The organism is Pseudorhodoplanes sp. (assembly GCF_035565795.1).
Taxonomy (GTDB): domain Bacteria; phylum Pseudomonadota; class Alphaproteobacteria; order Rhizobiales; family Xanthobacteraceae; genus Pseudorhodoplanes.
The window spans coordinates 1-20,805 of sequence record NZ_DATMRV010000004.1 but is presented as its reverse complement, the minus strand read 5'-3'; the positions used below and the strand labels follow the sequence as shown (position 1 = coordinate 20,805).

The window sequence follows — 20,805 nt, the reverse complement described above, 5'->3', positions numbered from 1 at the left end:
AACACCGGCGGGACCTCACTTTAGGTCAGCGGTAAAAGGTGTCGAGGTCGTGACACTATAGGGCCGGTCAACATTCCTGCCGATCACAAGCGCGAAATCAGCCGCCGCCTGCAATCAACCTGAATGTGAATTGCGGGCGCTTTTCGGGGTTTCGCAACAGGCGGGCCGACTCACTTCCATTGCGGCCGTGGCGTCGAGACCGGCTTCTGCTCCGGCGCCGCCGGTGACAAATTAAGGGTCAGCCAGACGTTCCATCCATCAGGGCGATAATGGCTCTCAAACTCAAAATAGCTTTTCACCGCAAACAGCCCGGCGACACCGGGAGCAGCCTGGAACAGATAGCCAATCTGCGGGCCGATTCCGAATACGCGTGACTTCGGGTCGTCAACGAAAGCCGGCGCGCCTTTGTCGGCGGTGAACTGGTCGTACACATACCCGACCGCGCCGACATAAAATTGCTTGCTGAGGAATTGAGCGGCACCCCAGTCGAGATGATAGTCGACGCCGTTCTTGTAGCCCGTGTCGTGATTCACGTTGTTGTAGGTCACACCGAAGGTCGCCGACAATTCATGGCCCTTGGTCGGGTCAAGGTAGGTGTAGCCGACGCCGCCATCCCACGCATTGAAACCGAGACCCGTGTTGGCGAGCCGCGTTGAATCGTAGCTGCCAACCCGAATGTTGGTGGTCCCGTATATCATCAGGTTATGCACGCCGTTATTCCAGCGCAGGTTGGCCTGCGGCAGGATGTCGGTGAAGGCGGTGATCGATTCCGTGATCGACCCCTGCCGTGTCACCGAAAGCGGTCCGAGCGATGCGGTCAGCGTACCGTCCAGCGATGCGGAGTTGCGGCCGTAGCCGGCGACCATAGCCAGCGCGAATTGACCTCCGAAGATTTTCTGCTCGAACACATATTGAGGGATGACGAATCCGAGATCGCCGCGGCCCTGCAGGTTGATGTCAAGATTGGCTGCTGCGTTCGGGCGCAACCGTCCGATTTCGACCTGCCTTGCTGCGGCCAGACTACCGCTCGCTTCGACCGAGGTGTGATAATAGACGCTCGATAGGCTCCAGCCCGGCACCAGCGGAGACGCGACGAAGCTGCCGAAAAATCCGGGGATCCAGAAGCTGACACCGCCCTGATCCGCCGATGCCGGCATGGGCGCGGCCAATGCCGATGCTACCAACGTCGCGGCGGCGATACGAGTCGTGAACCGTCCACCTCGTCCCGACATGGACGCCCCCATCCGCACGACGTTGAGTCCCGGAACTATCGCAACTTCCGGGGGCTTGAGGAATGACCTTTCCGCAACAGGTCTGTGGATTGTCTCCTAACCTCAGTACCGCCAGACGTAGTTCAAGATCACGATTGCCGCGGCAGCACCTTGCGGATGACGTGAGCGACCGCACACCGGGCCGGCTTCCGGTCGCGTGAAGCCAAGCCCCTCCCGCTTTACTTCGCGGCGGTCAGATCCTTCGGATCGACCCGTCGCCATGATGGATCGGGATCGAACGCAGTCATCCGCGACGCGATGCGCGCAGTGTTCGGACCAAGATCCTTCTGCAGCACGACGCCCGAGTGGTTGACGATGAAGCTCATCACACCCGAGTTGCCGTATTCAGCGGGATAAGCCACGAGCCCAAAGCCGCCGATCAGGTTGCCCTTCACGAGGTAATTCATCGCGCCGCCGGGCGCGTTCGGTCCCTGCGCGGTCAGAACCTTGTAGCAATAGCCGTGATACGGGATCTGCTGTTCGCCCGGTCGATAACCCTGCACCGTCGCAGCGGCGAATGCCTCGCCCAGCGGGCTTTGCGGTTCATTGGCGGCCGTCGGCCAGTACAGGCCGTCCTTCTTGCCGGGACTGGAGACGATGCGCTGCGCGTAGCTGTCGACCTTCAGCCCCGCCGGGTTCATCGAGGCGTACTCGTTCTGCGCATCGACATAGGCGAGCGATGTCTGAATCGCTGCGAGTTCGTTGCGCCCGATCCGGCGAAGCAGAACTTCGCGGCGTCCGGCTTCCGCATCGAATTGCCAGGCGCCACCTTTTTGCGCCAGTGGAATCGGAAGCTGCCAATCGTTGTTGCCAATCACGAGCTCGGCGCGATCGTCGTCCTTCTTCACGATCTGATGTTTCAGGTCATAAGCGATCAGGAAGGCCGCGCGCGCCGTCTGGTCGGCGACCGGATCGCCCGAGATCACGATGTCGCGGCCGTGCTGACCGAGCACCATGATCATGTCCCGTACATTGTCGGCGCGCACTGCTGCAACCAATGCCGACACGGCATCCTCCGGCGTCTTGAATCTCTGCTGGGCGTGAGACGTTCCGGCGAACGACATCAGCGCAAGCATCGCAAGCAGGAACAGGCGGGAACGGTGTTTCATGGCATCCTCTCGAAATGTGCTTGAGGTGTCAGGCGTCAGCGTCGACCGCGTCCGCCACCGCCGCCTCGCCCGCCCCCGCCGCGAGGCCCTCCTCCTCCGCCGCCACCGATTTGCCGCCCGCCACCACCGCCGTGGCTGACCCGCGGGCCCCCACCTCCGCCGCCACCAGCGCGTGGACCGCCCCCACCACGCGGGCCCAGGCTAGCCTGACCGCGGGCGCGATCATGTCCGCCGCCGCGATTGACGTTGTCGAACCCCCCGCCCCGCTGTGGGCCCTGCGGTCGCGCCTGAGGACGGTCGCCGCCAGGCCGCTTGTCGCCACCGGGTCGGGCATCCTTGCCGGGGCGATCACCTCCCGGGCGGGTATCCTTGCCGGGACGATCGCCACCCGGACGCGTATCCTTGCCACCAGCACCAGGACGATCACCCGGACGTGCGTCAGGGCGATTGCCAGGACGATCTCCGGGCCGATCCGAGCCGGGCTTCAATACCTGCTGACCGTCGCGGCCGCGAAAGTCCATCCGGTTGTCGCGATTGCCGATATCGGCCTTCGAGAATTTCTGGCGCACGTCGTAGTTCGTGTAGCGCACGCCGTGGCGATGATCCGGATTGTGCACCCAGTTGTTGCGCTTGTTGATGTCGATATCGTTGTTGATGTTGATGTTGTTGTTGCCCCAGTTGACGTTGCCGCCCCACCAGCTGCCGCCACGTGCCCAGGCGCCGACCGCGTAACCGGCCCCGAAAGCAAGACCGGTCGCAAGCAAACCGCCCGCGATGTAACCGGGCGCTCCGAAGTAATAAGGCGGGTAGGCTGGATACGGCCAGTCGCCGTAGACCACGGCAGGATCGTAATACGGCACGTAAACCGTGTTCGGTTCGGTCGGCTCGATGGCGATGTATTGCCGATTGTTCTGCGTCGAGGTCGTGACCTTCTGCTGCTTCGTGGTCTTCAGCTTGTCGTTGGCTTGCGCTTTCTGACGAAGGCGCTGGATCGCATCCATCACATCGGCTTGCTGCGCGAGCACCGCGTCGCCGAGCTTTTGCGTCCAGTCGAGCTTGTCTGACATCATCCCGAGCACGTCGGGCGTCGCGGTCAGCGACTTGACGCTGTCATCCCACTTCTTCTGGTCGACCGCCTTCTTGAGGGCATCGCCTTTCAGGTTGGCGTTCTGCTTTACCCAGCGCTCCGCCTCGACCACCTCGAGCGGATAGGTGGAAGCGATCAGCACCTGCGACAGCAGCGTGTCGGGATAGAGCGCGATCGGCGCAACGAGCTGATCGAGTTCTTCCGGCTTGGCTGTGGACGATGATGATTGCGCGTGTGCCGGAACGACTGCCAGCGATCCAAGACCAATCATGATCAGGGCGGTCAGCAACTTTCGCATGGCGTCACCTCCATACTCACACCGCGTCCACGCCTCGCTGAGGACTGGACTTGGGCAGCGCTTATTTCTCGGGCGGAAAAATCACCTTCCAGTCGCGCTTCATCGAGATCACCGGCCATCCCCATTTCGGAGCTTCGTCGAGACCCTTGTCGAGCCTCCCGATCCGGGTCTTGCGGTCATAGGCATATTCCCGCTCGGCATCGTCATGATGGACGTAGAGCCCAAGCCGCGCGCCGGACCCGGACGTCGTGTATTGAAGCATCTGCAAATCGCCGTCGGAATTACCGAAAGATATAATCGGCCAGCGCCCGATATTACGGTAGATGCCGATCGGCTTGCCTGGCCCGTCATCGACGAAATCGACCTTCGCCGTCTTGAACAGATAGGCCTTGCCGTCCTTGTTGAGCCGAAACTCCGTCACGCCGGACGACCCGACCACCTGCTCGGGCGGTATTCCGTAGACCCGCTCGGTCCAGGGCCGCATGAAGTCAATGCCGCCGCCAGACACGATGAAGGTCTTGAAGCCGTTGGCACGCAGATATTGCATCACCTCCAGCATCGGCTGATAGACAAGCTGATCGTAGGGCCGCTTGAAGCGCGGATGCCGGGCGGTCTTCATCCACTCGCGCACGATGTCCTCGAATGCCGTCACGGTCATGCCGCTATGCGTCGCGGCGATGACGGCCAGCAGCCCCTTCATGCCCCCCTTCACAGCGGCCGCGACATCGCCTTTCAGCAGCGACCGGAACGGCTCCTTTGTCTTCCATTCGGGATGCTGCGGCGCCATCGCCTTCACGCGGTCGAACGCAAACGCCACCTCGAAATAGAACGGATGCTCGCACCACAAGGTGCCATCGTTGTCGAAGGTCGCAATCCGCGCATCGGCCGGGACGAAATCCGGCGAGCCTTGCGTCGTCACGCGCGTGACGAAATCGACGAGGGCTTTTTTCGGAGCGCCCTCGTTCCAGGAGGGCAACGGATCGCCTTGTGCAAACGCCGTGGACCATGCCGCCGCCAGCACGGCGGCCACGAGCGTCATCACCTTGAACAAACCACGCCACTGCATCATCGCCTCCTAGGAAGGCTGGGAGTCGCGTTGCCGCTCGCGCACGTCAGCGAGGTCGCGCTCCAGAAAGAAATTCAGGAATGTCCGGATCACGGCGGTCGCGCCGACCTTGGCGACCTCCTCCCAGGACGGTGTAATCGACGTCTCGAGAATGTCGGCGGCAAGCTGAAACGTGAGGCCGGCCACGAGCCACCGCGCATAGCGCAGCCACACGTCCCTTCGTTCGTGCCCGGATCGGGACGAGACCAGGACCCACCCGCCACGGATGAATGCCTCGAACGTCCCGACCACGATGACAATCAGCGCCATCAGGTCGATGACCACCACTGCCTGCTGCGTCGCGACGATGAGCCAATCCTTGAGCACGTGAGCCGTCACCCTTGCTCAAAAGTTGCGATCCGTTCTGACCTGCGACGCAAATTCTCCGCTGCAGTGAACGATGCTGGGTTCCGCCCTGTTGAAAATGCGAACAAGCTCTGCAAGGCAGCGCCTTTCCTGCATTGATTGAGGACAATTGCGAAACTTGTATTGCGCACGCGCATTGAGCTAGCACCATACGACAGAGCAACTTCTGACCTTGAGGAACCCTTGGCTTTCGATCCCATGCCGGCGGGCGGCAGTGGCCCGCATGGTCCGTTCTGCGCGAGCTGCAATGAGCCTATCGCGAAGGGAGAGCGCAGTGTGCGCATCCACTTCAACAACGACCCACATGGGCACCGCGGACTAAGCGGGCTTTATCACGAGCAATGCGGCAAGCCCTTCGCTTCGCTGGCGCACGTGGTCAACGTCACCTCGTTCAAACCCTTCTGACCGGAATGTCATTGCCCGGCTCCGGCAGGCGGCGGGAAAGCTCCCGCCGCCCGCGGATCGGTTAACCGCCGCCGGCCGTTTCTTTCATCTTCTCGATTGCGTCATCGATCGTGAAGGTGTTCGGCTTCTGGATTGGTGGGAAGTCCTTGAAGGTTTCAGCCCATTTGGCCGCGATCATGTTGATCGAGAAAACGATATAGTCGCGGCGGATGAACCACTCCCAATAGGTGTTTGACGTGATGTCTGCGAACTCATAGGGGTCGGTTCGCAGATTGTAGAGCTTCGGAAGCCTGAGCTTCGTGAAAGGCTCGGCCCAGACCTGCAGAGTGCCCTTGCAACGCTGCTCCATGAACACGCACTTCCAGTTGTCGTAACGCAGCGCGATGATGTCGCCGTCGTCGCTGATATAGACGAACAGCTTGCGCGGAGATTCCTTCTCCTGTCCGGTCAAGTGCGGCACCAGGTTGTATCCATCGATGTGGTTCTTGTAGGTGCGGCCGCAGGCCTTGTAGCCCTTCTTGGCCTTCTCCACGATGTCAGGCTCGCCGGCGATCGCGAGGAAGGTTGGGAACCAGTCATGGTGCTGGACGATTCCATTCGAAACCTGGCCCGGCTTGATCTTGCCCGGCCAGCGCACGAGCATGGGAATGCGGAACGCGCCTTCCCAGTTGGTGTTCTTCTCCGAACGGAATGGGGTCATGCCGCCATCCGGCCAGGTGTTCCGGTGCGGACCGTTATCAGTCGAATATTGCACGAACGTATTGCCGGCGAGACCCATCTCGTCGAGGAAGTCGAGCATTTGGCCCACGTTCTTGTCATGGTCGATCATGGTGTCGTGATAGGGCGATTGCCAGCGGCCCGCCTGGCCGAGGCTTTCCTTCTTGGTATGCGTGTAAAGATGCATGTGCGTGGTGTTGAGCCACACGAACCACGGCTTGCCCTCGGCCTCGGCGCGCTTGATGAAATCCTTGGCCGCGGCGACGAATTCGTCGTCGCAGGATTCCATGCGCTTGCGGTTCAGTGGACCGGTATCCGTGATCTTCTGCTTGCCGACCTTGCCCCAGCGGGGCTCGACGGTCGCATCGTCCTTGTCGGTCGCCCATGAGTGGATGACCCCGCGCGGACCGTAATTCTTGCGGTAGTTCGGGAAGTCCTTCTCCGGCGGGTAGTCGTACATCTCCGGCTCTTCCTCGGCATTGAGATGATAGAGATTGCCGAAGAACTCGTCGAAGCCGTGATTGGTCGGCAGCATGTGGTTCAGGTCGCCGAGATGGTTCTTGCCGAACTGTCCGGTGGCATAACCCTGGTTCTTCAGCGCGCCGGCGATGGTGAGCGCCTTCTCGGTCATGCCGATTGGCGCACCGGGAAATCCGACCTTCGAGAGGCCGGTGCGCAGCACACTTTGTCCTGTAATGAAGGACGAGCGTCCGGCGGTGCAGGATTGTTCGCCGTAGGAATCGGTGAACATCATGCCTTCCTTGGCGATGCGGTCGATATTGGGCGTCTGGTAGCCCATCAGACCATGCGAGTAGCAACTCAGATTCGAGATGCCGATATCATCGCCCCAGATGACGAGGATATTGGGCTTTCCGGACTTGGCCATAGGCTTTCTCCTTCCCGTGACGCTGTTGCTTTGTCGTCCTGGAACCGGCATTTGCCGCAGCCTTGTTGGTGGGCGCCCTACGCGCCGGTGCTTGAACCTCCTCTCTTCTTCGTTGCCTTCTCGGTTGCCTCCCCGGCCATGCGTATCACCCGAACGGCCCAATGCTGAACAACATGCTGACGATCGCCACGATCCCGACGACGAGCAGGATGATCGCCGTGAGCAGAGTCAGAGAAACTGGAAACTGGCTCTCGCCATGCACGAGGCCGGCTTCCATCATCGCTGCTCTCTGATGGCGCAGATGCAGCATGAATTGCGCGTGATAGATGATCCCGCCGATCAGCATGAGGATGCCGAGCGCCACCAAGGTGACGCCGAAATTGCGCGCCGCGCCTGCATGCATGATCGTGCCGCTCTCGCGCAACTTCTCGAACACCTGGAAGATCGTGAAGCCGAAGCTGATCAGCGACAATGACGTGCGGATGACGGACATCAGCGTTCGGTCCGCGCTCATGCGGGTGCGCTGGAACGACATGCCGGTTCGGCGCGATGACAGCTCGACGGAGATTTCGTCTGCTTTCGAATGGATGGTGACGGGCGCCATCGGTCTATCCATGTGAGTGCGATTGCGGATGCCGCGTCATCCGCCACCGCGCGATGCGGGTGACGATGTCGCGCAATACGATGTAAGGAATAACTGCGAGGATCAGAGTGATCACCACCGCTTCCCCCGGATAGAACGTCCCGAGCACGCGCCACTGGTAGATCGTGTCCATCACAAACCCGAGCAGGATGATGCGCGAGATCGAGATGAGGCCCTCATTGAGGCGGGCACCACGGTTGTCAGCATCGTGGATGATGGTGTGCAGATAGGGAGTGCGGTGGGATCGCGCGTCGCGCGTGCCGTCATGCAGCGCGGCGATTGCCGCCATGGTCGGCTGCAGGAAGAACCGGAACGTCATCGGACCGTGCGAGCGATCGATCACATCGCGCCATAGCCGCGCCTGGGTTTCCCAGGACAGCCCGTCGTGCACGAGCCCATAGATCACGAACCCGGCGGTCAGAATGACGACCAGCCAGGCCATGATGCGGGCCATACTCGACGCGGCACCTGAACTCACGATCGCTCTCCCGGGCGACGCAGTTCGCATCGAAGCCTTCAGATCGGCCTCAAGTTTTGTGATCGCTCTTTATTTTGTTGGACGTGCTCGATGTCGTCCGCAAGACACGTCATCAATCATCAACCTGCAGCATGACGGACGCTAATGCATATTGCGCGACCCTGCCCTCAACTTTTCGTGGCAGCGCCGTCGCGGCGCGGTGTGCGGCGGTATCTGAACGCCGCTGTCGATCGGAAACGCTACGCCGTAAAATTTGCAGTCAGGAACGTTGTCGCATGACGCAACGAAAGCCGACGTGACTCGTCGAGGTGTCGATCGGCTCCGGATGCCGCGCGGCAGGACGATAGCGCCGGCAGTAATTCGGCGCGCAGAGATGCGATCCGCCCTTGAGGACTTTTCGAGGGATTCTGACATTTGGCTGGCAGGGATCGTAGCTCTGGTCCTCCCGCGCACCGCGCGGGTTTTCCGGAATGCAGCAGGCCTTTGCGACATCGGCCTCGTGCCGCGCCGCGTACCAGTCCGAGGTCCACTCCCAGACATTGCCGATCATGTCCTGGACGCCGTAGCCGTTGGGCGGGAATGCCGTCACCGGCGATGTCCGCGTGAAGCCGTCGTGCGCAAGATTTTCATGCGGGAAATCGCCCTGCCAGGTGTTGGCGCGATGCTCGCCGCCCGGCGTGAATTCATCGCCCCAGGCATACTCGGCGCCGTCCAGTCCACCCCGCGCCGCGAATTCCCACTCCGCTTCCGTCGGCAGATCCTTGCCGGCCCAGCGCGCATAGGCGAGCGCGTCCGTATAGGCGACGTGAACCACCGGATGATTGTCGAGGCCGTTGATGTTGCTCTTCGGTCCGTATGGATGACGCCAATCGGCTCCTTTCAGGAAAGTCCACCACTGGCCCCAGTTGCGCAAATCCACCGGCCCTTGCGGAGGCGAGAACACCAGCGAGCCCGCGTAGAGCATGTGCGGCAATGCGCCGGGATAGTCTTTCGGGTCGGGCGGAATTTCGGCGAATGTCGTGTGACCGGTCGCCTTCACGAAGTCCTTGAACTGGCGATTGGTCACCGGCGTCCGGTCGATCCAGAATCCGTCGACCGTCACACGATGCACCGGCGCTTCTTCCACATAATGGCGGTCCGAACCCATGCGGAAGGTGCCGCCTTCGATGCGGATCATTCCGGGGAACGACGCCGAGCCGGTCCCAGACGCCGACGCCTCGGCCAGGTCAGCCATGTCCGGTCTCCAGACGGCACCGCTGCAGACGCGCCATCGTCGCAGTCTCGCGCCGCGAGGCGGAGGTGACTATGCAGAACCGGCAAAATTACGCCAGACCCCTCACTCGTGTTTGAAGCGATCGCCGGAGGCCGCTATATGGGCGGTGCGAAGGCCGGTCGGCCTCCGGCACCGCCAGGAATGGCGTTCAAGGCCCCGTAGCTCAACTGGATAGAGCATCGGATTTCTAATCCGGCGGTTGGATGTTCGAGTCATCCCGGGGTCGCCATGCCGGGGTCGCCATGCCGGGCGCGGAGCCGTCCAAGACCTCGCTGGCCCTCCCCGATCCCGAAGAATTGAATCGAAACCTGCCGGCATCGCCGGGTCACCGGGGTTTGTCCCTGTAACTGGCGAGGAGACGCTTATGTTCGTTCGTCTGGCGGTTTGCGCAATGGCCGGGGCTGCGATCCTGTTCGCCGGGCTGTCATCGGACGCGCAATCGGCGACGGCGACCGCCCTGTCGAAGGCTCCGGCACTGGATTTGTCAGCCGCAAAGAAACAGCGCCGCACTGTCCGGCATCCCGTGCGCCCGCCATCCTATCCCTATCGCGTGCCGGCCTATGGGCGGCTGAACGACCCCTCGCTCAGCCCTAGCGGCCTTCCCTATCGCCGACCAAGCAATCTCGGCGGCTGCGTCTTCGACGAAGGCTACGGACGTTTCAGCGCCTGTCCGAACGAGTGAGAAGTCGTGTCACGTGACGTCGCATTAGACGGGTCATCGCACGTCATTGATGGTCACGATCTCGTAGCGAGCGGCCTCGCCCTCTCCGGTCTCGCGCAACCACATATTGCGAGGGCCGTCGCCGACCATGAGACCCTGCCAGTTCTCGAACACGCGTTCGGGGTCCTGCATCAGAACGGCGCTGCGTAACCGATCGGAAACGATGGCGTCGTAGTTGCGCAGAAAGTCATTTCGATTGCGGATCACCGCGATCGTGCGCCCGTGATAGCGCAACGGGTAGCTGACATGATCGGCGAGCCATGCACGGTCGTGCTCGCGCAGGGCGCGCTGCAATTCGCGCACGGCAGCAGGCTTCGCCGGAACATCGGTCTGTGCCCGCGCGCCGCCGGCCAGAATCGCGACAAGCATCAGGCTCGCCGCCAGCCGACAAATGAGCCCGCGCATCGCGCCACCCGCCCCCTATTCCGCCAGCATCACCACCGCTTCGACTTCGAACAGCGCCCCTTCGAGCGCGAATTTCGAAATCTCGACAGTGGTCGACGCCGGGGGCGCCGATACGTTGACGTACTTGTCGCGTACCTCGCGCAGGATCGGCAGGTGCGACATGTCCTTCAGGTAATTGTTGAGCTTGACGATATCGCCGAACGCAGCCCCCACCGACTCAAGAGCATATTTCAGATTTTCGAAGGCCTGGGTCGATTGCGCGCGAAAGTCTCCCGCAGCGCCGGCCAGCTTGCCTTGTGCGTCGAGGCCGAGCTGGCCCGCGATATAGACGATGCGGCCGGGTCCCCTGACCTCAACGACATGGCTGTAGCCCGGCGGCTTGTACAGGGTCGGCGGATTCAGAAAGCGCGGTTTCGCCATGGCGATCCTCCAGCCGGGCTTGTCGAGGCCTCATCACGCGACGCGATCACGCCGCGCGACGAAATATGACCGCTGCCGCGCCGACTGGAAATGCCGGTGGCGAAGCCTCAGTGCGTCCAGAGACCGCGGCGCTGGAAAGAAAAGTTGTCAGCGTAGGCGATGGTGCGTCGCACCGGCTCTTTCGGCTCGAAGACCTGATATGGAATTCCTTCGCGCTCGCAATAGGCCACCGCCTCCTCACGCGTCGCGAAGCGCATCCGGACCTGGCTCTTCATGTCCGTCGAGGACGTCCAGCCCATCAATGGCTCGACCACGCGCGGCGCTTCCGGCTCGAAATCCAGAACCCAGTCCTTGGTCTTCGCGGTACCGGACTGCATCGCGTTGCGGGCCGGCTTGTAGATGCGTGCGGTCATCGACAGTTCCCTTGCGGCGGAGCGGATGGTCGGGGCAGCAGGATTCGAACCTGCGACCCTCTGCTCCCAAAGCAGATGCGCTACCAGGCTGCGCTATGCCCCGATCCGGCCGATACGGGCGCATGAATAGGGATTTTGCCGCCGCGCCGCAAGCCAAAGCGGGCGGCGGTTGCTGCCGCCTTTCGGCCACTTCCTTGACCAGGCGGTCGGTCCCAATCTTTGCTTCCGACCTTGGCGGCTGCGACGCCGGAGGGCGCCGCTACTGGCCTGAAAACAGCGGGTGAGCGACCTTGTCCCCGGCCTTGATGCCGAGCTTCTTCGCCGTGCCGCCGATCACCTCAAGCACGCCGCGCACCGGTCCGCCGGACGGGATGGTCCGCTCCGACAAGGGCTCGGTGTTTTCTGCGATGCGCCGGATGGTGCCGTCGCCATTGATGAACAGCATGTCGAGCGGGATGTAGGTGTTCCGCATCCACATCGAGACATCCTGATCCGGCTTGAAGTCGAACAGCATGCCGCGGCCTTCCGGCAGCTCCTTGCGGAACATCAGGCCCTTCTGACGCTCCTCGTTGGTCCGTGCCATCTCGATGGTGAAGACGTGGACGCCGTCCTTGGTGACGATTTCCAGCATCGACTCGTCGGCCGCCTGCGCGGCCGCGCCTGCGGCCAGCACCAGCATAAAGACGGCGGCAGCGAACACGCCCCGCCAGGAAGCCAGTCGAGATACCGAAGCGATGTGTCGAGATTTCACGCGAACCGCCTTGCCGCGCAACCAATCGCGCAAGACAGACCGTCTGCGGCGATGTTGCCTAGTGAGAGGCGGGTCCGTGCGATCCGCCATCGGGCTGCACTTCCGCAGCCATCATGCCCTTGGGTCCCGGACCGAAACGAACGAGCACGGTCTGGCCGGGGCGGAGCTCGGTCATGCCATAGCGGCGGAGGGTTTCCATGTGGACGAAGATGTCCTCGGTCCCCTCGCCGCGGGTGAGGAAGCCGAACCCGCGCAGCCGATTGAACCATTTGACTACCGCGCGCTCAAGGCCCGAGGTCGGGGTCACGGTGACGTGAGTGCGAGGTGGAGGAAGCTGCGCCGGATGGATCGCCGTCGTCTCGTCCATCGACAGGATGCGGAAGGCCTGCATCCCCTTGGGACGCGACAGCGCTTCGCACACAACGCGAGCGCCCTCATAGGCAGTCTGATATCCATCGCGCCGCAGGCAGGTGACGTGCAGCAGCACATCCGCGGAGCCATCATCAGGGATGATGAAGCCGAAGCCTTTGGAGACATCGAACCATTTGATGGTGCCCGAAATCTCTACAAGGTCGGTAGCGGATTCTTCCGCTCCCCCTGTGTGACGATCTGGCCCCAGATCGTAACCTGCACCGGACAACTTTGGCCCCATTTCGCCCGACGCCATGACCGTCGCGCCGTTTCAATTAAGCGTCTCTTCCGGACGCTTGAGACGAATCTCTTACGCTCAAGAGTAACACTGGCACGTGTTTGTAAAAGGGGAAAATGCAGCCCGCAAACGATTACCCGGGCCCCTGTGCAAAAGTTGCATCAGGTGAATCAATGCGAAATCAAAGGTGAAAGAGCGTCCCCGATATCGTTGCGAATCACGAGATCGGCGATCGAATCGAACTCGGTCGGCTCTCTGTTGACGATTATGAGTCGCGCGCCGCTCTTTTTGGCCTGCAAGGGCAAGCTCGCCGCGGGCCAGACCACGAGCGAGGAGCCGATCGCGATGAAAAGATCGCAATCCATCGCCCAGCTTTGCGCGCGGCGCATCGCCTCCTCCGGCATGGATTGCCCAAAAGACACGGTGGCGGTCTTGATGAAGCCGCCGCAATCACAATCGGGTGCGTGACCGTTGGCGGCTTCGAATTTCTGCTTGACGTCGACTAATTCGTAACGCCTTGCGCAATCGAGGCACGTCGCGAAAGTGGTGTTACCATGCAGTTCCACCACGTCCTGCGGCGGCACGCCGGCGGATTGATGCAGGTTGTCGATGTTCTGAGTGATCACACCCGGCGCCTTGCCGGCGCGATACAATGAAGCCAGCGCGAGATGCCCGCGCGTCGGCCTGGCCTTCCCGAAATACTCCTCCATCGCGAAGCGACGCCGCCAGGATTCGTCGCGCATCTCGCGACTGGCGATGAACAGATCGAACGGGATCGGCTGCGTCTTCGTCCACAAGCCGCCGGGCGAACGAAAATCGGGAATGCCGCTCTCGGTGGAGATGCCGGCACCGGTGAACGGCACCACGCGTTCGGATTCGTCAATCATCTCGCGCAGCATTGTTGTCGCCGTGGCAAGATCGGGCGCGATCATTTCTCAGTCTCTCGTTATCCAGCCGATAACACTTCGGCAGATATTGCGTGCGCTAGGCGCACGGCGCAACGAACTTGACCTCGCCCCGCCCGCGACTACCTGATAGGTCGCCCGTATCATTCAGGATCTGGAACCGGACCATGCGCTACCTGCACACCATGCTGCGCGTACGCGACCTCGACGCGGCGCTCGACTTCTACTGCAACAAGCTCGGTCTGAAGGAATCATTCCGCCGTGAGGATCCGAAGGGCCGCTATACCCTCGTGTTCCTGATGGCGCCGGGCGATCAGGCGGTCGTCGATCAGTCCAAGCGCTACGGCCGATCCGGTCCTCTGCTGGAACTGACCTACAATTGGGACCCGGAGGATTACGGCGAGGCGCGGCATTTCGGTCACCTCGCCTTCGAGGTCGACAATATTTACGAGACCTGCGAGCGGCTCATGAAGGCTGGCGTCACCATCAACCGGCCGCCCCGGGACGGCCAGATGGCCTTCGTCCGCTCCCCGGACCGGCAGTCGATCGAGCTCCTGCAAAAGGGCAATGCGCTCGCGCCGCGTGAGCCCTGGGCCTCGATGCCCAATTCCGGCCACTGGTAACGCCGGCGAACAGATTTTCGTCCTGGCGGCTCACTGTGCTTGCCTCGCCGCCGATCCGTCACTATACAACGCCCGGCTCTCGCGAGCCGGTCAGCGCCCATCGTCTAGCGGTCTAGGACGTCGCCCTTTCACGGCGAAAACAGGGGTTCGAGTCCCCTTGGGCGCGCCACCTTGCTCACCCGAGCGGCCGAGCACTTCCAAAGCCCGATACCCGCCCGAAGCGTCGCGTCATGATAGCGTGTGGCGTCAATTCGCTTCGCCCGGTCCGCGCAGACCGGGCGCGCGCCGGCGCCGTATGCACCCTGCGGGCCGGTTCTGGGACAGGGAGTCTGGGAATGGCGGCCGCAACCGACGCGCTGATCAAGTGCCTGCCGAAATGCGAACTTCACATCCACATCGAGGGCAGCCTGGAGCCGGACATGATGTTCGCGCTTGCACGACGCAATGGCGTCGCCCTGCCCTACGCCTCGGTTGAAGAGATCCGGAACGCGTACCGCTTCCGCAACCTGCAGGACTTTCTCGACGTCTATTACCTCGGCATGTCTGTGCTGATCACCGAACAGGATTTCTACGATCTGGCCTTCGCCTATCTGCAGCGCGCGCAGGCTGACAATGTCCGTCACGTCGAGATGTTCTTCGATCCGCAAGGCCATACCGGCCGCGGCATCGCGTTCGAAACCGTGATCGACGGCCTGTCGCGCGCGATCGCGGATGCACGGCAGGCGCTCGGTGTGTCGGCCAGCCTGATCATGTGCTTCCTGCGGCACCTGGACGAGGCAAGCGCGCAGAAGACGCTGGATGCCGCGTTGCCGTTCCGCGACCGCATTGCGGGCGTCGGACTGGATTCATCCGAGGCTGGCAACCCGCCGGCGAAGTTCGCGCGGGTCTTCGCCCGCGCCCGCGATGCAGGCTTCTTTCTGACAGCCCATGCCGGCGAAGAAGGTCCTGCGAGCTATGTCTGGGAGGCGCTCGATGTCCTGGGCGTCATGCGGGTCGACCACGGCAACCACGCGATGGATGACGACGTTCTCGTGGAACGGCTGGCGCGGGACAAGATGGCGCTGACCGTATGCCCGCTCTCGAACCTGCGGCTGCGGGTCATCGACGATCTGCGCCATCATCCCCTGCGGCGCATGATGGACAAGGGGCTGAGGGTCACCGTCAATTCGGACGATCCGGCCTATTTCGGCGGCTATGTGAACCAGAATTACCGCGCCGTATCGGACGCGCTCACGCTCGACCGCGACGAGATCGCAGCCATCGTGCGCAACGGCTTCCACGCGTCCCTGATGAGCGAAGCGGAAAAAGCCGAGGCACTCGCCGAGATCGACCGCGCGCTGGCAACGATGCCCTGATCTGGCCGAGGCAGGCCTCGCTCAGAATTCCTTGCGCGCACCCGCGACGCTGCAGTCGACCCCCTTCGAGTCGTTGCTGACAAATCCGAGCGATACGTTGCGGATCGTCCGTTCGGTGCGGGGGTGGATGATGTCGTAGACGCCCTGCGCGTGCTCTTCCAGCGAACCGTCCTTGTTGCGGAAGCGGCAACTGATGCGATCGACGCGAACGACGTAGCTGTTGTTGTTGCGCACCGACACGTCGGCCGTCGCCGTCAGTCCAAAGCCTTCGCGCCGCCAGTCGACCTTTACGACGTTCATTGCCGTCCGCGGGTCGGTATCAAGGGCCACTCGCGATGCCGCGACGCTTCCGGTCACGACCGCCCGGTCCGTACCAGCGAAATTCATGTAGCCGACGACGCCGACAGCCGCGCACCCGAGCAGGACCGCAACCACGACCGGTTTCATACGCACACCCGCGGAGAACGCGCGCAACCGGGCTATGGCTGCGCTCACCGTAAGGTTAGCGCAAAGGGATTAATCAAATTCTAAGGATGTCTGCGGACGGTTGCCCGAGCGGGCCTCAGCACCCGCATCCGGCTCCGGCCGGCAATCCGATCCGGTGGATCCCGCATTCGCTGCGGTTCTGGTTGCGCCAGCGCCCCGCCCGCGGCGCCTCGCCTTCAAGCGTGCGGCTGGTGCAGGGCATACAGCCGACCGACGAGAAGCCCAATTTCTCCAGCGGATGGCGAGGCAAGCCCTCCGTCTCGAAGACCGTGTCCATGTCCTTCCGGCTCAGGGCTGCCAGCGGATTGAACTTCAGCAGCCGGCCGTCGGCTTCGACGTGCGGAATCGACGCGCGCGCGTCGCCGTGGAAGCGCTTGCGGCCGTTGACCCAGCCATCGAAGGCGCCGAGCGCGTCCGAAAGCGGACGAACCTTGCGGATGTGGCAGCAACTGTCGGTATCGCTCAGCCACAGGTCCCGATCAGGGTCACGCCGCTCGACGAGGTCGATCTGCGGCTTGAGCGAGCGGACATCGGTGAGACCTAAAAAGTCGACCAGCCGGTCGCGGTAGTCGAGCGTTTCCTCGAACAACATGCCGGTGTCCAGAAACAGCACAGGCAAGCCGGGGTCGACATCCGAGACGTATTTCAGAAGGACCGCCGATTCCGTACCGAACGAGGACACGATCGCGAGCCGGCCCGCCGGCACCATCCTGATCGCGGTCTCGATGACCTCGACCGGCGATGCCGATTCAAGCGTAGTGTTGAGATGGGCTGCGCGGCTGCCCAGCGTTTCGATCACGCTCATCAGGCAATCTCGGTCAATGTCCGGCGCTGCGATGCACGAGGCGCGAGCCGCTGGCGCAAGGCGCTGACGTCGCCGTCCGCCGCGGGTTGATAGAAGACGTCGTAACGCTGCAGCGCTTCGCAGAAGGCCGCAGCATCCGCAGGCTTTTTCACTTCGAAGGCGTCGAAGCCGGAGCGATGCAGATACACGAACTGGTCGCGCAGCACGTCACCGGTCGCACGCAACTCGCCGCGAAAATGGAGGCGTTCGCGGAGCGTTCGCGCCTGGCTATACGCGCGCCCATCCTTGAAGGTCGGAAAGACAAGCGCCACCAGCGACAGGCGGTTGAGTAACGGCGCCAGTTCCGACACGTCGCGATCGTTGGGCCAGATCACCCCGGTGGCGCCGGGACGCCCGGCAATGCGTTCAGGGGCAGCGAGCAGCCGGCTGGCCGGCAACAACACCGCGCCTTCTTCGGGCACCGGCGCATCGTCCGCGATGCGCAGGTAACGGTCTTCGGTCAGTTCGCCGTTGCTAATGAGCGGCATAGACGCGCTCCTTGAAAGGTTCGACCCCGATCCGCTTGACCGTGTCGATGAACAATTCGTCCGGACGGGACCGCAGCTCGACATAAGCCGCGACGACGTCTTCGATCACATCGGCGACCTGCTCGTACGGCACCGCCGGCCCGAGCAATGTGCCGAGCTTCGCATCCTCGTCGGCGCGGCCGCCGAGCGTGATCTGGTAGAATTCCTCGCCATTCTTCTCGACGCCGAGAATGCCGATATGGCCGACATGGTGATGGCCGCAGGCATTGATGCAGCCTGAAATATTGATGTGGAGCCGGCCGATATTGTGCGCCGACTCGATATTCCGGAACCGGCGCGTCAGTTCCTGCGCAACCGGGATCGAGCGCGTATTGGCGAGGCTGCAATAGTCGAGCCCGGGGCACGCGATGATGTCGGAGACGAGCCCGACATTCGGCGTCGCCACCCCGATCGCGTCGAGCGCTGCAAACAGGGCCGGCAGATCGCGCTGGCGCACATGCGGCAGGACAAGGTTCTGTTCGTGCCCGACCCGGATTTCTCCGAATGAATAGCGATCGGCCAGATCGGCGATTGCATCCATCTGGTCCGCGGTGGCATCGCCCGGCGGCGCGCCGACCGGTTTCAGTGACAATGTCACGATCGCATGGCCACGCACCTTGTGCGGCGCGACCGAATTGCCATACCAGGTATCGAACTTGCGATCTGCAGCGCGCTGCGCCTTCAGTGCATCGCTTTCGTCACGCAAGCTTTCGTAATCCGGATAACGGAAGCGCGCGGCAATGTCTGCGATGATGGCGTCGTCGAGTACGAGTGCGCCGTCCTTGATCGCCGCCCATTCCTCCTCGACCGCAGCCGCGAATGCTTCCGCGCCGAGTTCATGCACGAGGATCTTGATGCGCGCCTTGTAGATGTTGTCCCGCCGTCCGGACAGGTTGTAGACGCGCAGAACCGCCTCGATATAGCTGAGCAGATCGCGTTTCGGCAGGAAGGCCTTAATCGTCTTGCCAATAAACGGGGTGCGGCCGAGCCCGCCGCCGACCACAACCTCGAAGCCGACCTCGCCCGCCTCGTTGCGGTGCAGCCGCAATCCGATGTCATGCACGCGGATGGCCGCACGGTCGTGATCGGCCGCCGTCACCGCGATCTTGAACTTGCGCGGCAGATACGAAAATTCCGGATGCATGGTCGAGTGCTGGCGCAGGATCTCGGCATAGACCCGCGGGTCCTCCACTTCGTCCGGCGCGACGCCCGCCCATTGGTCGCTCGTGACGTTCCGGATGCAATTGCCGCTGGTCTGCATCGCGTGCAGATGGGTTTCCGCAAGCGTCTCCAGCACCTTCGGCATGTCTTCGAGCTTGATCCAGTTGAACTGGATGTTCTGACGCGTGGTGAAATGGCCGTAGCCGCGGTCGTAGCGGCGCGCGACATGCGCCAGCGTTCGCAACTGATCGGACGACAGCGAGCCATACGGGATCGCAACGCGCAGCATATAGGCGTGCAGTTGCAGATAGACGCCGTTCATCAGCCGCAGCGGCTTGAACTCGTCCTCCGTCAGCGCGCCCGACAGTCGCCGCTCGACCTGGTCGCGAAATTCGGCGACCCGTTCGGCGACCACGGCGCGGTCGAATTCGTCGTAGAGATACATGACTCTAGGCCGCCCCGCTGCCCGGAAGTGCAAAGGTCGGCCCGGCAACGCGAATGCGTTCCCGCAGATTGCCCGGCCGGATTTCGCCACCGTCGAGAATGACCGGGGCCACATACGCGCCGACCGCCTCGAGATCGCTTGCGTTTGCGTCCTTCAGCAGCGCGGTCGCTTCCTCCGCCGTGGTAGTCACCAGAGCGTCGCTCAGTGCGTTCGACCAGCCGCGTTCGGCCGTGCGGTACACCACCGCGCCGTCGCCGAGACGATTTCCGGTGATCACCACCGGCCCTTTGACTTTCAGCTTCTGCTGCTGCGGAGCGGTCATTCGGCGGCCTCCAGAAGTTCGACCGCGTCCTTCCATGCGCGGGAATGCGCGACCACGTCGCCGACCACGATAAGCGCAGGACCCTCGCCTGCTCCGGCCGCGAGCGACGGCAGTTGCGACAGCGCGCCGGTGATGCTGCGGGAATCTGGCCGCGTGCCGCGCGCCAGCACCGCGACCGGCGTCTGCGGATCGCGGCCGGCCGCCACCAGGCCGTTTCGTACGGCGGCCGCGGCGGTCAGTCCCATGTAAATCGCAACCGTGGTCGTGCGGTCCGCGAGGCCGGACCAGTCGATCTTGTCCGCTCCGTCCGCGGTGTTCGCAGTGACGATGGAGAGCCGCGTCGCCTCCTTGCGCAGCGTCAGCGGCACGCCGGCTTCAGCCGCGCAGCCAAGCGCCGCGGTGATGCCCGGGATGACCGTGACAGCGATGCCTTCGGCTTCCAGCGCCTCGCGCTCCTCGCCACCACGTCCGAAAATGAAAGGATCGCCGCCCTTGAGGCGCACGACATTGCGGCCGGCTTTCGCCTCCGCGATCAGACGGCGGTTGATGGCCTCCTGGCCGATGCCGGGATGGCCCTTGCGCTTGCCGACGTGAACGATTTCTGCATCCCGTCTGATCCGGGAGAGGATCTCAGACGACACCAGATCGTCTGTCAGAACAACGTCCGCCGATTGCAGGGCATGAAACGCCTTCAGCGTCAGAAGATCGGGATCGCCGGGACCGGCGCCGACGATCTGCACATGCCCCTGGCGCGGCGCGCCCTGTCCGGCGCGCTCGACCTCGATGATAAGCGCGGCTTCCGCCTTTGCGCTCCGTCCGGCAAGAAACAGCGCACCGATCGGCCCGTCGATCACGCGCTCCCAAAACTCGCGGGTCGAAAATCCACGATGGCGGAGCGCGTGCAGCCGATCGCGATAGCGCCCCATCAACGCAGCGAACTCTCCGATGCGCTCGGGAAGAATCCGCTCGATCTGCTCACGCAGACGGCGCGCCAGAACAGGTGACGTACCGCCCGTCCCGATCGCGACCACGACGTCGCCGCGATCGACAATCGACGGAAAGATGAAGGTGGAGAGATCCGGCCGGTCTACGATGTTGACCGGTACATTCATCGCGCGCGCCTGCGCGGCCAGTTGCTGG

At 62.8% G+C, this 20,805-nt stretch carries 25 protein-coding genes and 3 tRNA genes; 6 read left to right on the top strand and 22 right to left on the bottom strand.

The features are described 5' to 3' along the window. Positions 1-170 precede the first annotated feature (170 nt). The 5 genes from VNZ93_RS00425 to VNZ93_RS00405 all read right to left on the bottom strand — a co-directional run bounded on the left by VNZ93_RS00425 (position 171) and on the right by VNZ93_RS00405 (position 5,197). On the bottom strand, positions 171-1,157 hold the full coding sequence (locus tag VNZ93_RS00425; RefSeq protein ID WP_325698462.1) for a SphA family protein: 987 nt from the start codon (positions 1,155-1,157) through the stop codon (positions 171-173). A gap of 293 nt (positions 1,158-1,450) precedes the next feature. Continuing rightward, a complete protein-coding gene (locus VNZ93_RS00420; protein ID WP_325698459.1) occupies positions 1,451-2,380 on the bottom strand; it encodes a DUF2950 domain-containing protein in 930 nt (309 codons plus the stop codon). A gap of 35 nt (positions 2,381-2,415) precedes the next feature. Next, positions 2,416-3,765, bottom strand: coding sequence for a DUF3300 domain-containing protein (locus tag VNZ93_RS00415; protein ID WP_325698456.1), 1,350 nt, complete (start codon positions 3,763-3,765; stop codon positions 2,416-2,418). Between the two features lie 61 nt (positions 3,766-3,826). Then, positions 3,827-4,834, bottom strand: a complete 1,008-nt coding sequence (locus tag VNZ93_RS00410) for an HAD family hydrolase (RefSeq protein WP_414709937.1) — start codon at positions 4,832-4,834, stop codon at positions 3,827-3,829. 6 nt (positions 4,835-4,840) lie between these two features. Next, positions 4,841-5,197, bottom strand: a complete 357-nt coding sequence (locus tag VNZ93_RS00405; RefSeq protein WP_325698454.1) for a DUF1622 domain-containing protein — start codon at positions 5,195-5,197, stop codon at positions 4,841-4,843. Between the two features lie 222 nt (positions 5,198-5,419). Between VNZ93_RS00405 and VNZ93_RS00400 the strand changes: the two genes are divergently transcribed. Next, a complete protein-coding gene (locus VNZ93_RS00400) occupies positions 5,420-5,641 on the top strand; it encodes a hypothetical protein (RefSeq protein WP_325698452.1) in 222 nt (73 codons plus the stop codon). A 61-nt stretch (positions 5,642-5,702) separates the two neighbouring features. Here VNZ93_RS00400 and VNZ93_RS00395 read toward each other — a convergent pair whose 3' ends face one another. From VNZ93_RS00395 to VNZ93_RS00380, 4 genes are all read right to left on the bottom strand, one after another. Further along, positions 5,703-7,295: an arylsulfatase gene (locus VNZ93_RS00395; protein WP_414709936.1), complete on the bottom strand. Its 1,593-nt coding sequence runs from the start codon at positions 7,293-7,295 to the stop codon at positions 5,703-5,705. A 94-nt stretch (positions 7,296-7,389) separates the two neighbouring features. Further along, positions 7,390-7,848: a DUF202 domain-containing protein gene (locus VNZ93_RS00390; protein WP_325698446.1), complete on the bottom strand. Its 459-nt coding sequence runs from the start codon at positions 7,846-7,848 to the stop codon at positions 7,390-7,392. Between the two features lie 4 nt (positions 7,849-7,852). Beyond that, positions 7,853-8,365, bottom strand: a complete 513-nt coding sequence (locus tag VNZ93_RS00385; RefSeq protein ID WP_325698443.1) for a hypothetical protein — start codon at positions 8,363-8,365, stop codon at positions 7,853-7,855. A 259-nt stretch (positions 8,366-8,624) separates the two neighbouring features. Continuing rightward, positions 8,625-9,542: a formylglycine-generating enzyme family protein gene (locus VNZ93_RS00380; protein WP_414709938.1), complete on the bottom strand. Its 918-nt coding sequence runs from the start codon at positions 9,540-9,542 to the stop codon at positions 8,625-8,627. 248 nt (positions 9,543-9,790) lie between these two features. On the opposite strand from VNZ93_RS00380, the gene VNZ93_RS00375 reads away from it, so the two are divergent. Together VNZ93_RS00375 and VNZ93_RS00370 are read left to right on the top strand one after the other, a co-directional pair. Beyond that, positions 9,791-9,867, top strand: a tRNA-Arg gene (locus tag VNZ93_RS00375). Between the two features lie 135 nt (positions 9,868-10,002). Next, a complete protein-coding gene (locus VNZ93_RS00370) occupies positions 10,003-10,320 on the top strand; it encodes a hypothetical protein (protein ID WP_325698437.1) in 318 nt (105 codons plus the stop codon). Between the two features lie 33 nt (positions 10,321-10,353). On the opposite strand, the gene VNZ93_RS00365 is transcribed toward VNZ93_RS00370, so the two are convergent. The 7 genes from VNZ93_RS00365 to VNZ93_RS00335 form a co-directional block, all read right to left on the bottom strand. Continuing rightward, on the bottom strand, positions 10,354-10,728 hold the full coding sequence (locus VNZ93_RS00365) for a hypothetical protein (protein WP_325698434.1): 375 nt from the start codon (positions 10,726-10,728) through the stop codon (positions 10,354-10,356). Positions 10,729-10,779: 51 nt separating this feature from the next. Then, on the bottom strand, positions 10,780-11,184 hold the full coding sequence (locus VNZ93_RS00360) for a RidA family protein (RefSeq protein WP_325698431.1): 405 nt from the start codon (positions 11,182-11,184) through the stop codon (positions 10,780-10,782). Positions 11,185-11,291: 107 nt separating this feature from the next. Then, positions 11,292-11,597: an ETC complex I subunit gene (locus VNZ93_RS00355; protein WP_325698428.1), complete on the bottom strand. Its 306-nt coding sequence runs from the start codon at positions 11,595-11,597 to the stop codon at positions 11,292-11,294. A 26-nt stretch (positions 11,598-11,623) separates the two neighbouring features. Further along, positions 11,624-11,700, bottom strand: a tRNA-Pro gene (locus VNZ93_RS00350). Positions 11,701-11,856: 156 nt separating this feature from the next. Further along, entirely contained in the window at positions 11,857-12,276 is a 420-nt protein-coding gene (locus VNZ93_RS00345; protein ID WP_325698464.1) for a DUF192 domain-containing protein, read from the bottom strand. Positions 12,277-12,406: 130 nt separating this feature from the next. After that, positions 12,407-13,015, bottom strand: coding sequence for a cold-shock protein (locus VNZ93_RS00340; RefSeq protein ID WP_325698425.1), 609 nt, complete (start codon positions 13,013-13,015; stop codon positions 12,407-12,409). 152 nt (positions 13,016-13,167) lie between these two features. Then, positions 13,168-13,929: a Sir2 family NAD-dependent protein deacetylase gene (locus VNZ93_RS00335; protein WP_325698423.1), complete on the bottom strand. Its 762-nt coding sequence runs from the start codon at positions 13,927-13,929 to the stop codon at positions 13,168-13,170. Positions 13,930-14,069: 140 nt separating this feature from the next. Here VNZ93_RS00335 and VNZ93_RS00330 point away from each other — a divergent pair, with 140 nt between their 5' ends. The 3 genes from VNZ93_RS00330 (at position 14,070) to VNZ93_RS00320 (ending at position 15,880) form a co-directional block, all read left to right on the top strand. Beyond that, positions 14,070-14,525: a VOC family protein gene (locus VNZ93_RS00330; protein ID WP_325698421.1), complete on the top strand. Its 456-nt coding sequence runs from the start codon at positions 14,070-14,072 to the stop codon at positions 14,523-14,525. A 93-nt stretch (positions 14,526-14,618) separates the two neighbouring features. Next, positions 14,619-14,694, top strand: a tRNA-Glu gene (locus tag VNZ93_RS00325). 166 nt (positions 14,695-14,860) lie between these two features. Continuing rightward, positions 14,861-15,880 (top strand): adenosine deaminase, encoded by a 1,020-nt coding sequence (locus VNZ93_RS00320; protein WP_325698418.1) that lies wholly within the window; start codon positions 14,861-14,863, stop codon positions 15,878-15,880. 21 nt (positions 15,881-15,901) lie between these two features. Here VNZ93_RS00320 and VNZ93_RS00315 read toward each other — a convergent pair whose 3' ends face one another. From VNZ93_RS00315 to cysG, 6 genes are all read right to left on the bottom strand, one after another. Further along, positions 15,902-16,327 (bottom strand): hypothetical protein, encoded by a 426-nt coding sequence (locus tag VNZ93_RS00315; RefSeq protein WP_325698415.1) that lies wholly within the window; start codon positions 16,325-16,327, stop codon positions 15,902-15,904. A 115-nt stretch (positions 16,328-16,442) separates the two neighbouring features. Continuing rightward, positions 16,443-17,171, bottom strand: coding sequence for a phosphoadenylyl-sulfate reductase (locus VNZ93_RS00310; RefSeq protein ID WP_325698412.1), 729 nt, complete (start codon positions 17,169-17,171; stop codon positions 16,443-16,445). Then, the gene (locus VNZ93_RS00305; protein WP_325698410.1) at positions 17,171-17,698 is read right to left on the bottom strand and encodes a DUF934 domain-containing protein; all 528 of its coding nucleotides are present in this window, start codon (positions 17,696-17,698) and stop codon (positions 17,171-17,173) included. The genes VNZ93_RS00310 and VNZ93_RS00305 overlap by 1 nt, the downstream gene beginning before the upstream one ends. Beyond that, positions 17,685-19,343 carry a nitrite/sulfite reductase gene (locus tag VNZ93_RS00300; protein ID WP_325698407.1) on the bottom strand — a complete coding sequence of 553 codons (1,659 nt, stop codon included), beginning with the start codon at positions 19,341-19,343 and terminating at the stop codon, positions 17,685-17,687. Before VNZ93_RS00300 ends, VNZ93_RS00305 begins: the two co-directional genes overlap by 14 nt. 4 nt (positions 19,344-19,347) lie before the next feature. Continuing rightward, positions 19,348-19,665 (bottom strand): DUF2849 domain-containing protein, encoded by a 318-nt coding sequence (locus tag VNZ93_RS00295; protein WP_325698404.1) that lies wholly within the window; start codon positions 19,663-19,665, stop codon positions 19,348-19,350. Then, positions 19,662-20,805, bottom strand: a 1,144-nt coding sequence (gene cysG / locus VNZ93_RS00290; protein ID WP_325698401.1) for a siroheme synthase CysG, incomplete at its 5' end; no start/stop codon positions are given. The genes VNZ93_RS00295 and cysG, both read right to left, overlap by 4 nt.

Excerpts from the sequence above, each read along its gene's own strand:
- VNZ93_RS00425 (WP_325698462.1), bottom strand. The coding sequence starts at position 1,157 with ATGCCGGCATCGGCGGATCAGGGCGGTGTCAGCTTCTGGATCCCCGGA.
- VNZ93_RS00420 (WP_325698459.1), bottom strand. The coding sequence starts at position 2,380 with ATGAAACACCGTTCCCGCCTGTTCCTGCTTGCGATGCTTGCGCTGATG.
- VNZ93_RS00415 (WP_325698456.1), bottom strand. The coding sequence starts at position 3,765 with ATGCGAAAGTTGCTGACCGCCCTGATCATGATTGGTCTTGGATCGCTG.
- VNZ93_RS00410 (WP_414709937.1), bottom strand. The coding sequence starts at position 4,834 with ATGATGCAGTGGCGTGGTTTGTTCAAGGTGATGACGCTCGTGGCCGCC.
- VNZ93_RS00395 (WP_414709936.1), bottom strand. The coding sequence starts at position 7,295 with ATGCCGGTTCCAGGACGACAAAGCAACAGCGTCACGGGAAGGAGAAAG.
- VNZ93_RS00390 (WP_325698446.1), bottom strand. The coding sequence starts at position 7,848 with ATGGCGCCCGTCACCATCCATTCGAAAGCAGACGAAATCTCCGTCGAG.
- VNZ93_RS00380 (WP_414709938.1), bottom strand. The coding sequence starts at position 9,542 with ATGATCCGCATCGAAGGCGGCACCTTCCGCATGGGTTCGGACCGCCAT.
- VNZ93_RS00370 (WP_325698437.1), top strand. The coding sequence starts at position 10,003 with ATGTTCGTTCGTCTGGCGGTTTGCGCAATGGCCGGGGCTGCGATCCTG.
- VNZ93_RS00365 (WP_325698434.1), bottom strand. The coding sequence starts at position 10,728 with ATGCTTGTCGCGATTCTGGCCGGCGGCGCGCGGGCACAGACCGATGTT.
- VNZ93_RS00360 (WP_325698431.1), bottom strand. The coding sequence starts at position 11,184 with ATGGCGAAACCGCGCTTTCTGAATCCGCCGACCCTGTACAAGCCGCCG.
- VNZ93_RS00355 (WP_325698428.1), bottom strand. The coding sequence starts at position 11,597 with ATGACCGCACGCATCTACAAGCCGGCCCGCAACGCGATGCAGTCCGGT.
- VNZ93_RS00345 (WP_325698464.1), bottom strand. The coding sequence starts at position 12,276 with ATGCTGGTGCTGGCCGCAGGCGCGGCCGCGCAGGCGGCCGACGAGTCG.
- VNZ93_RS00340 (WP_325698425.1), bottom strand. The coding sequence starts at position 13,015 with ATGGCGTCGGGCGAAATGGGGCCAAAGTTGTCCGGTGCAGGTTACGAT.
- VNZ93_RS00335 (WP_325698423.1), bottom strand. The coding sequence starts at position 13,929 with ATGATCGCGCCCGATCTTGCCACGGCGACAACAATGCTGCGCGAGATG.
- VNZ93_RS00330 (WP_325698421.1), top strand. The coding sequence starts at position 14,070 with ATGCGCTACCTGCACACCATGCTGCGCGTACGCGACCTCGACGCGGCG.
- VNZ93_RS00320 (WP_325698418.1), top strand. The coding sequence starts at position 14,861 with ATGGCGGCCGCAACCGACGCGCTGATCAAGTGCCTGCCGAAATGCGAA.
- VNZ93_RS00315 (WP_325698415.1), bottom strand. The coding sequence starts at position 16,327 with ATGAAACCGGTCGTGGTTGCGGTCCTGCTCGGGTGCGCGGCTGTCGGC.
- VNZ93_RS00310 (WP_325698412.1), bottom strand. The coding sequence starts at position 17,171 with ATGAGCGTGATCGAAACGCTGGGCAGCCGCGCAGCCCATCTCAACACT.
- VNZ93_RS00305 (WP_325698410.1), bottom strand. The coding sequence starts at position 17,698 with ATGCCGCTCATTAGCAACGGCGAACTGACCGAAGACCGTTACCTGCGC.
- VNZ93_RS00300 (WP_325698407.1), bottom strand. The coding sequence starts at position 19,343 with ATGTATCTCTACGACGAATTCGACCGCGCCGTGGTCGCCGAACGGGTC.
- VNZ93_RS00295 (WP_325698404.1), bottom strand. The coding sequence starts at position 19,665 with ATGACCGCTCCGCAGCAGCAGAAGCTGAAAGTCAAAGGGCCGGTGGTG.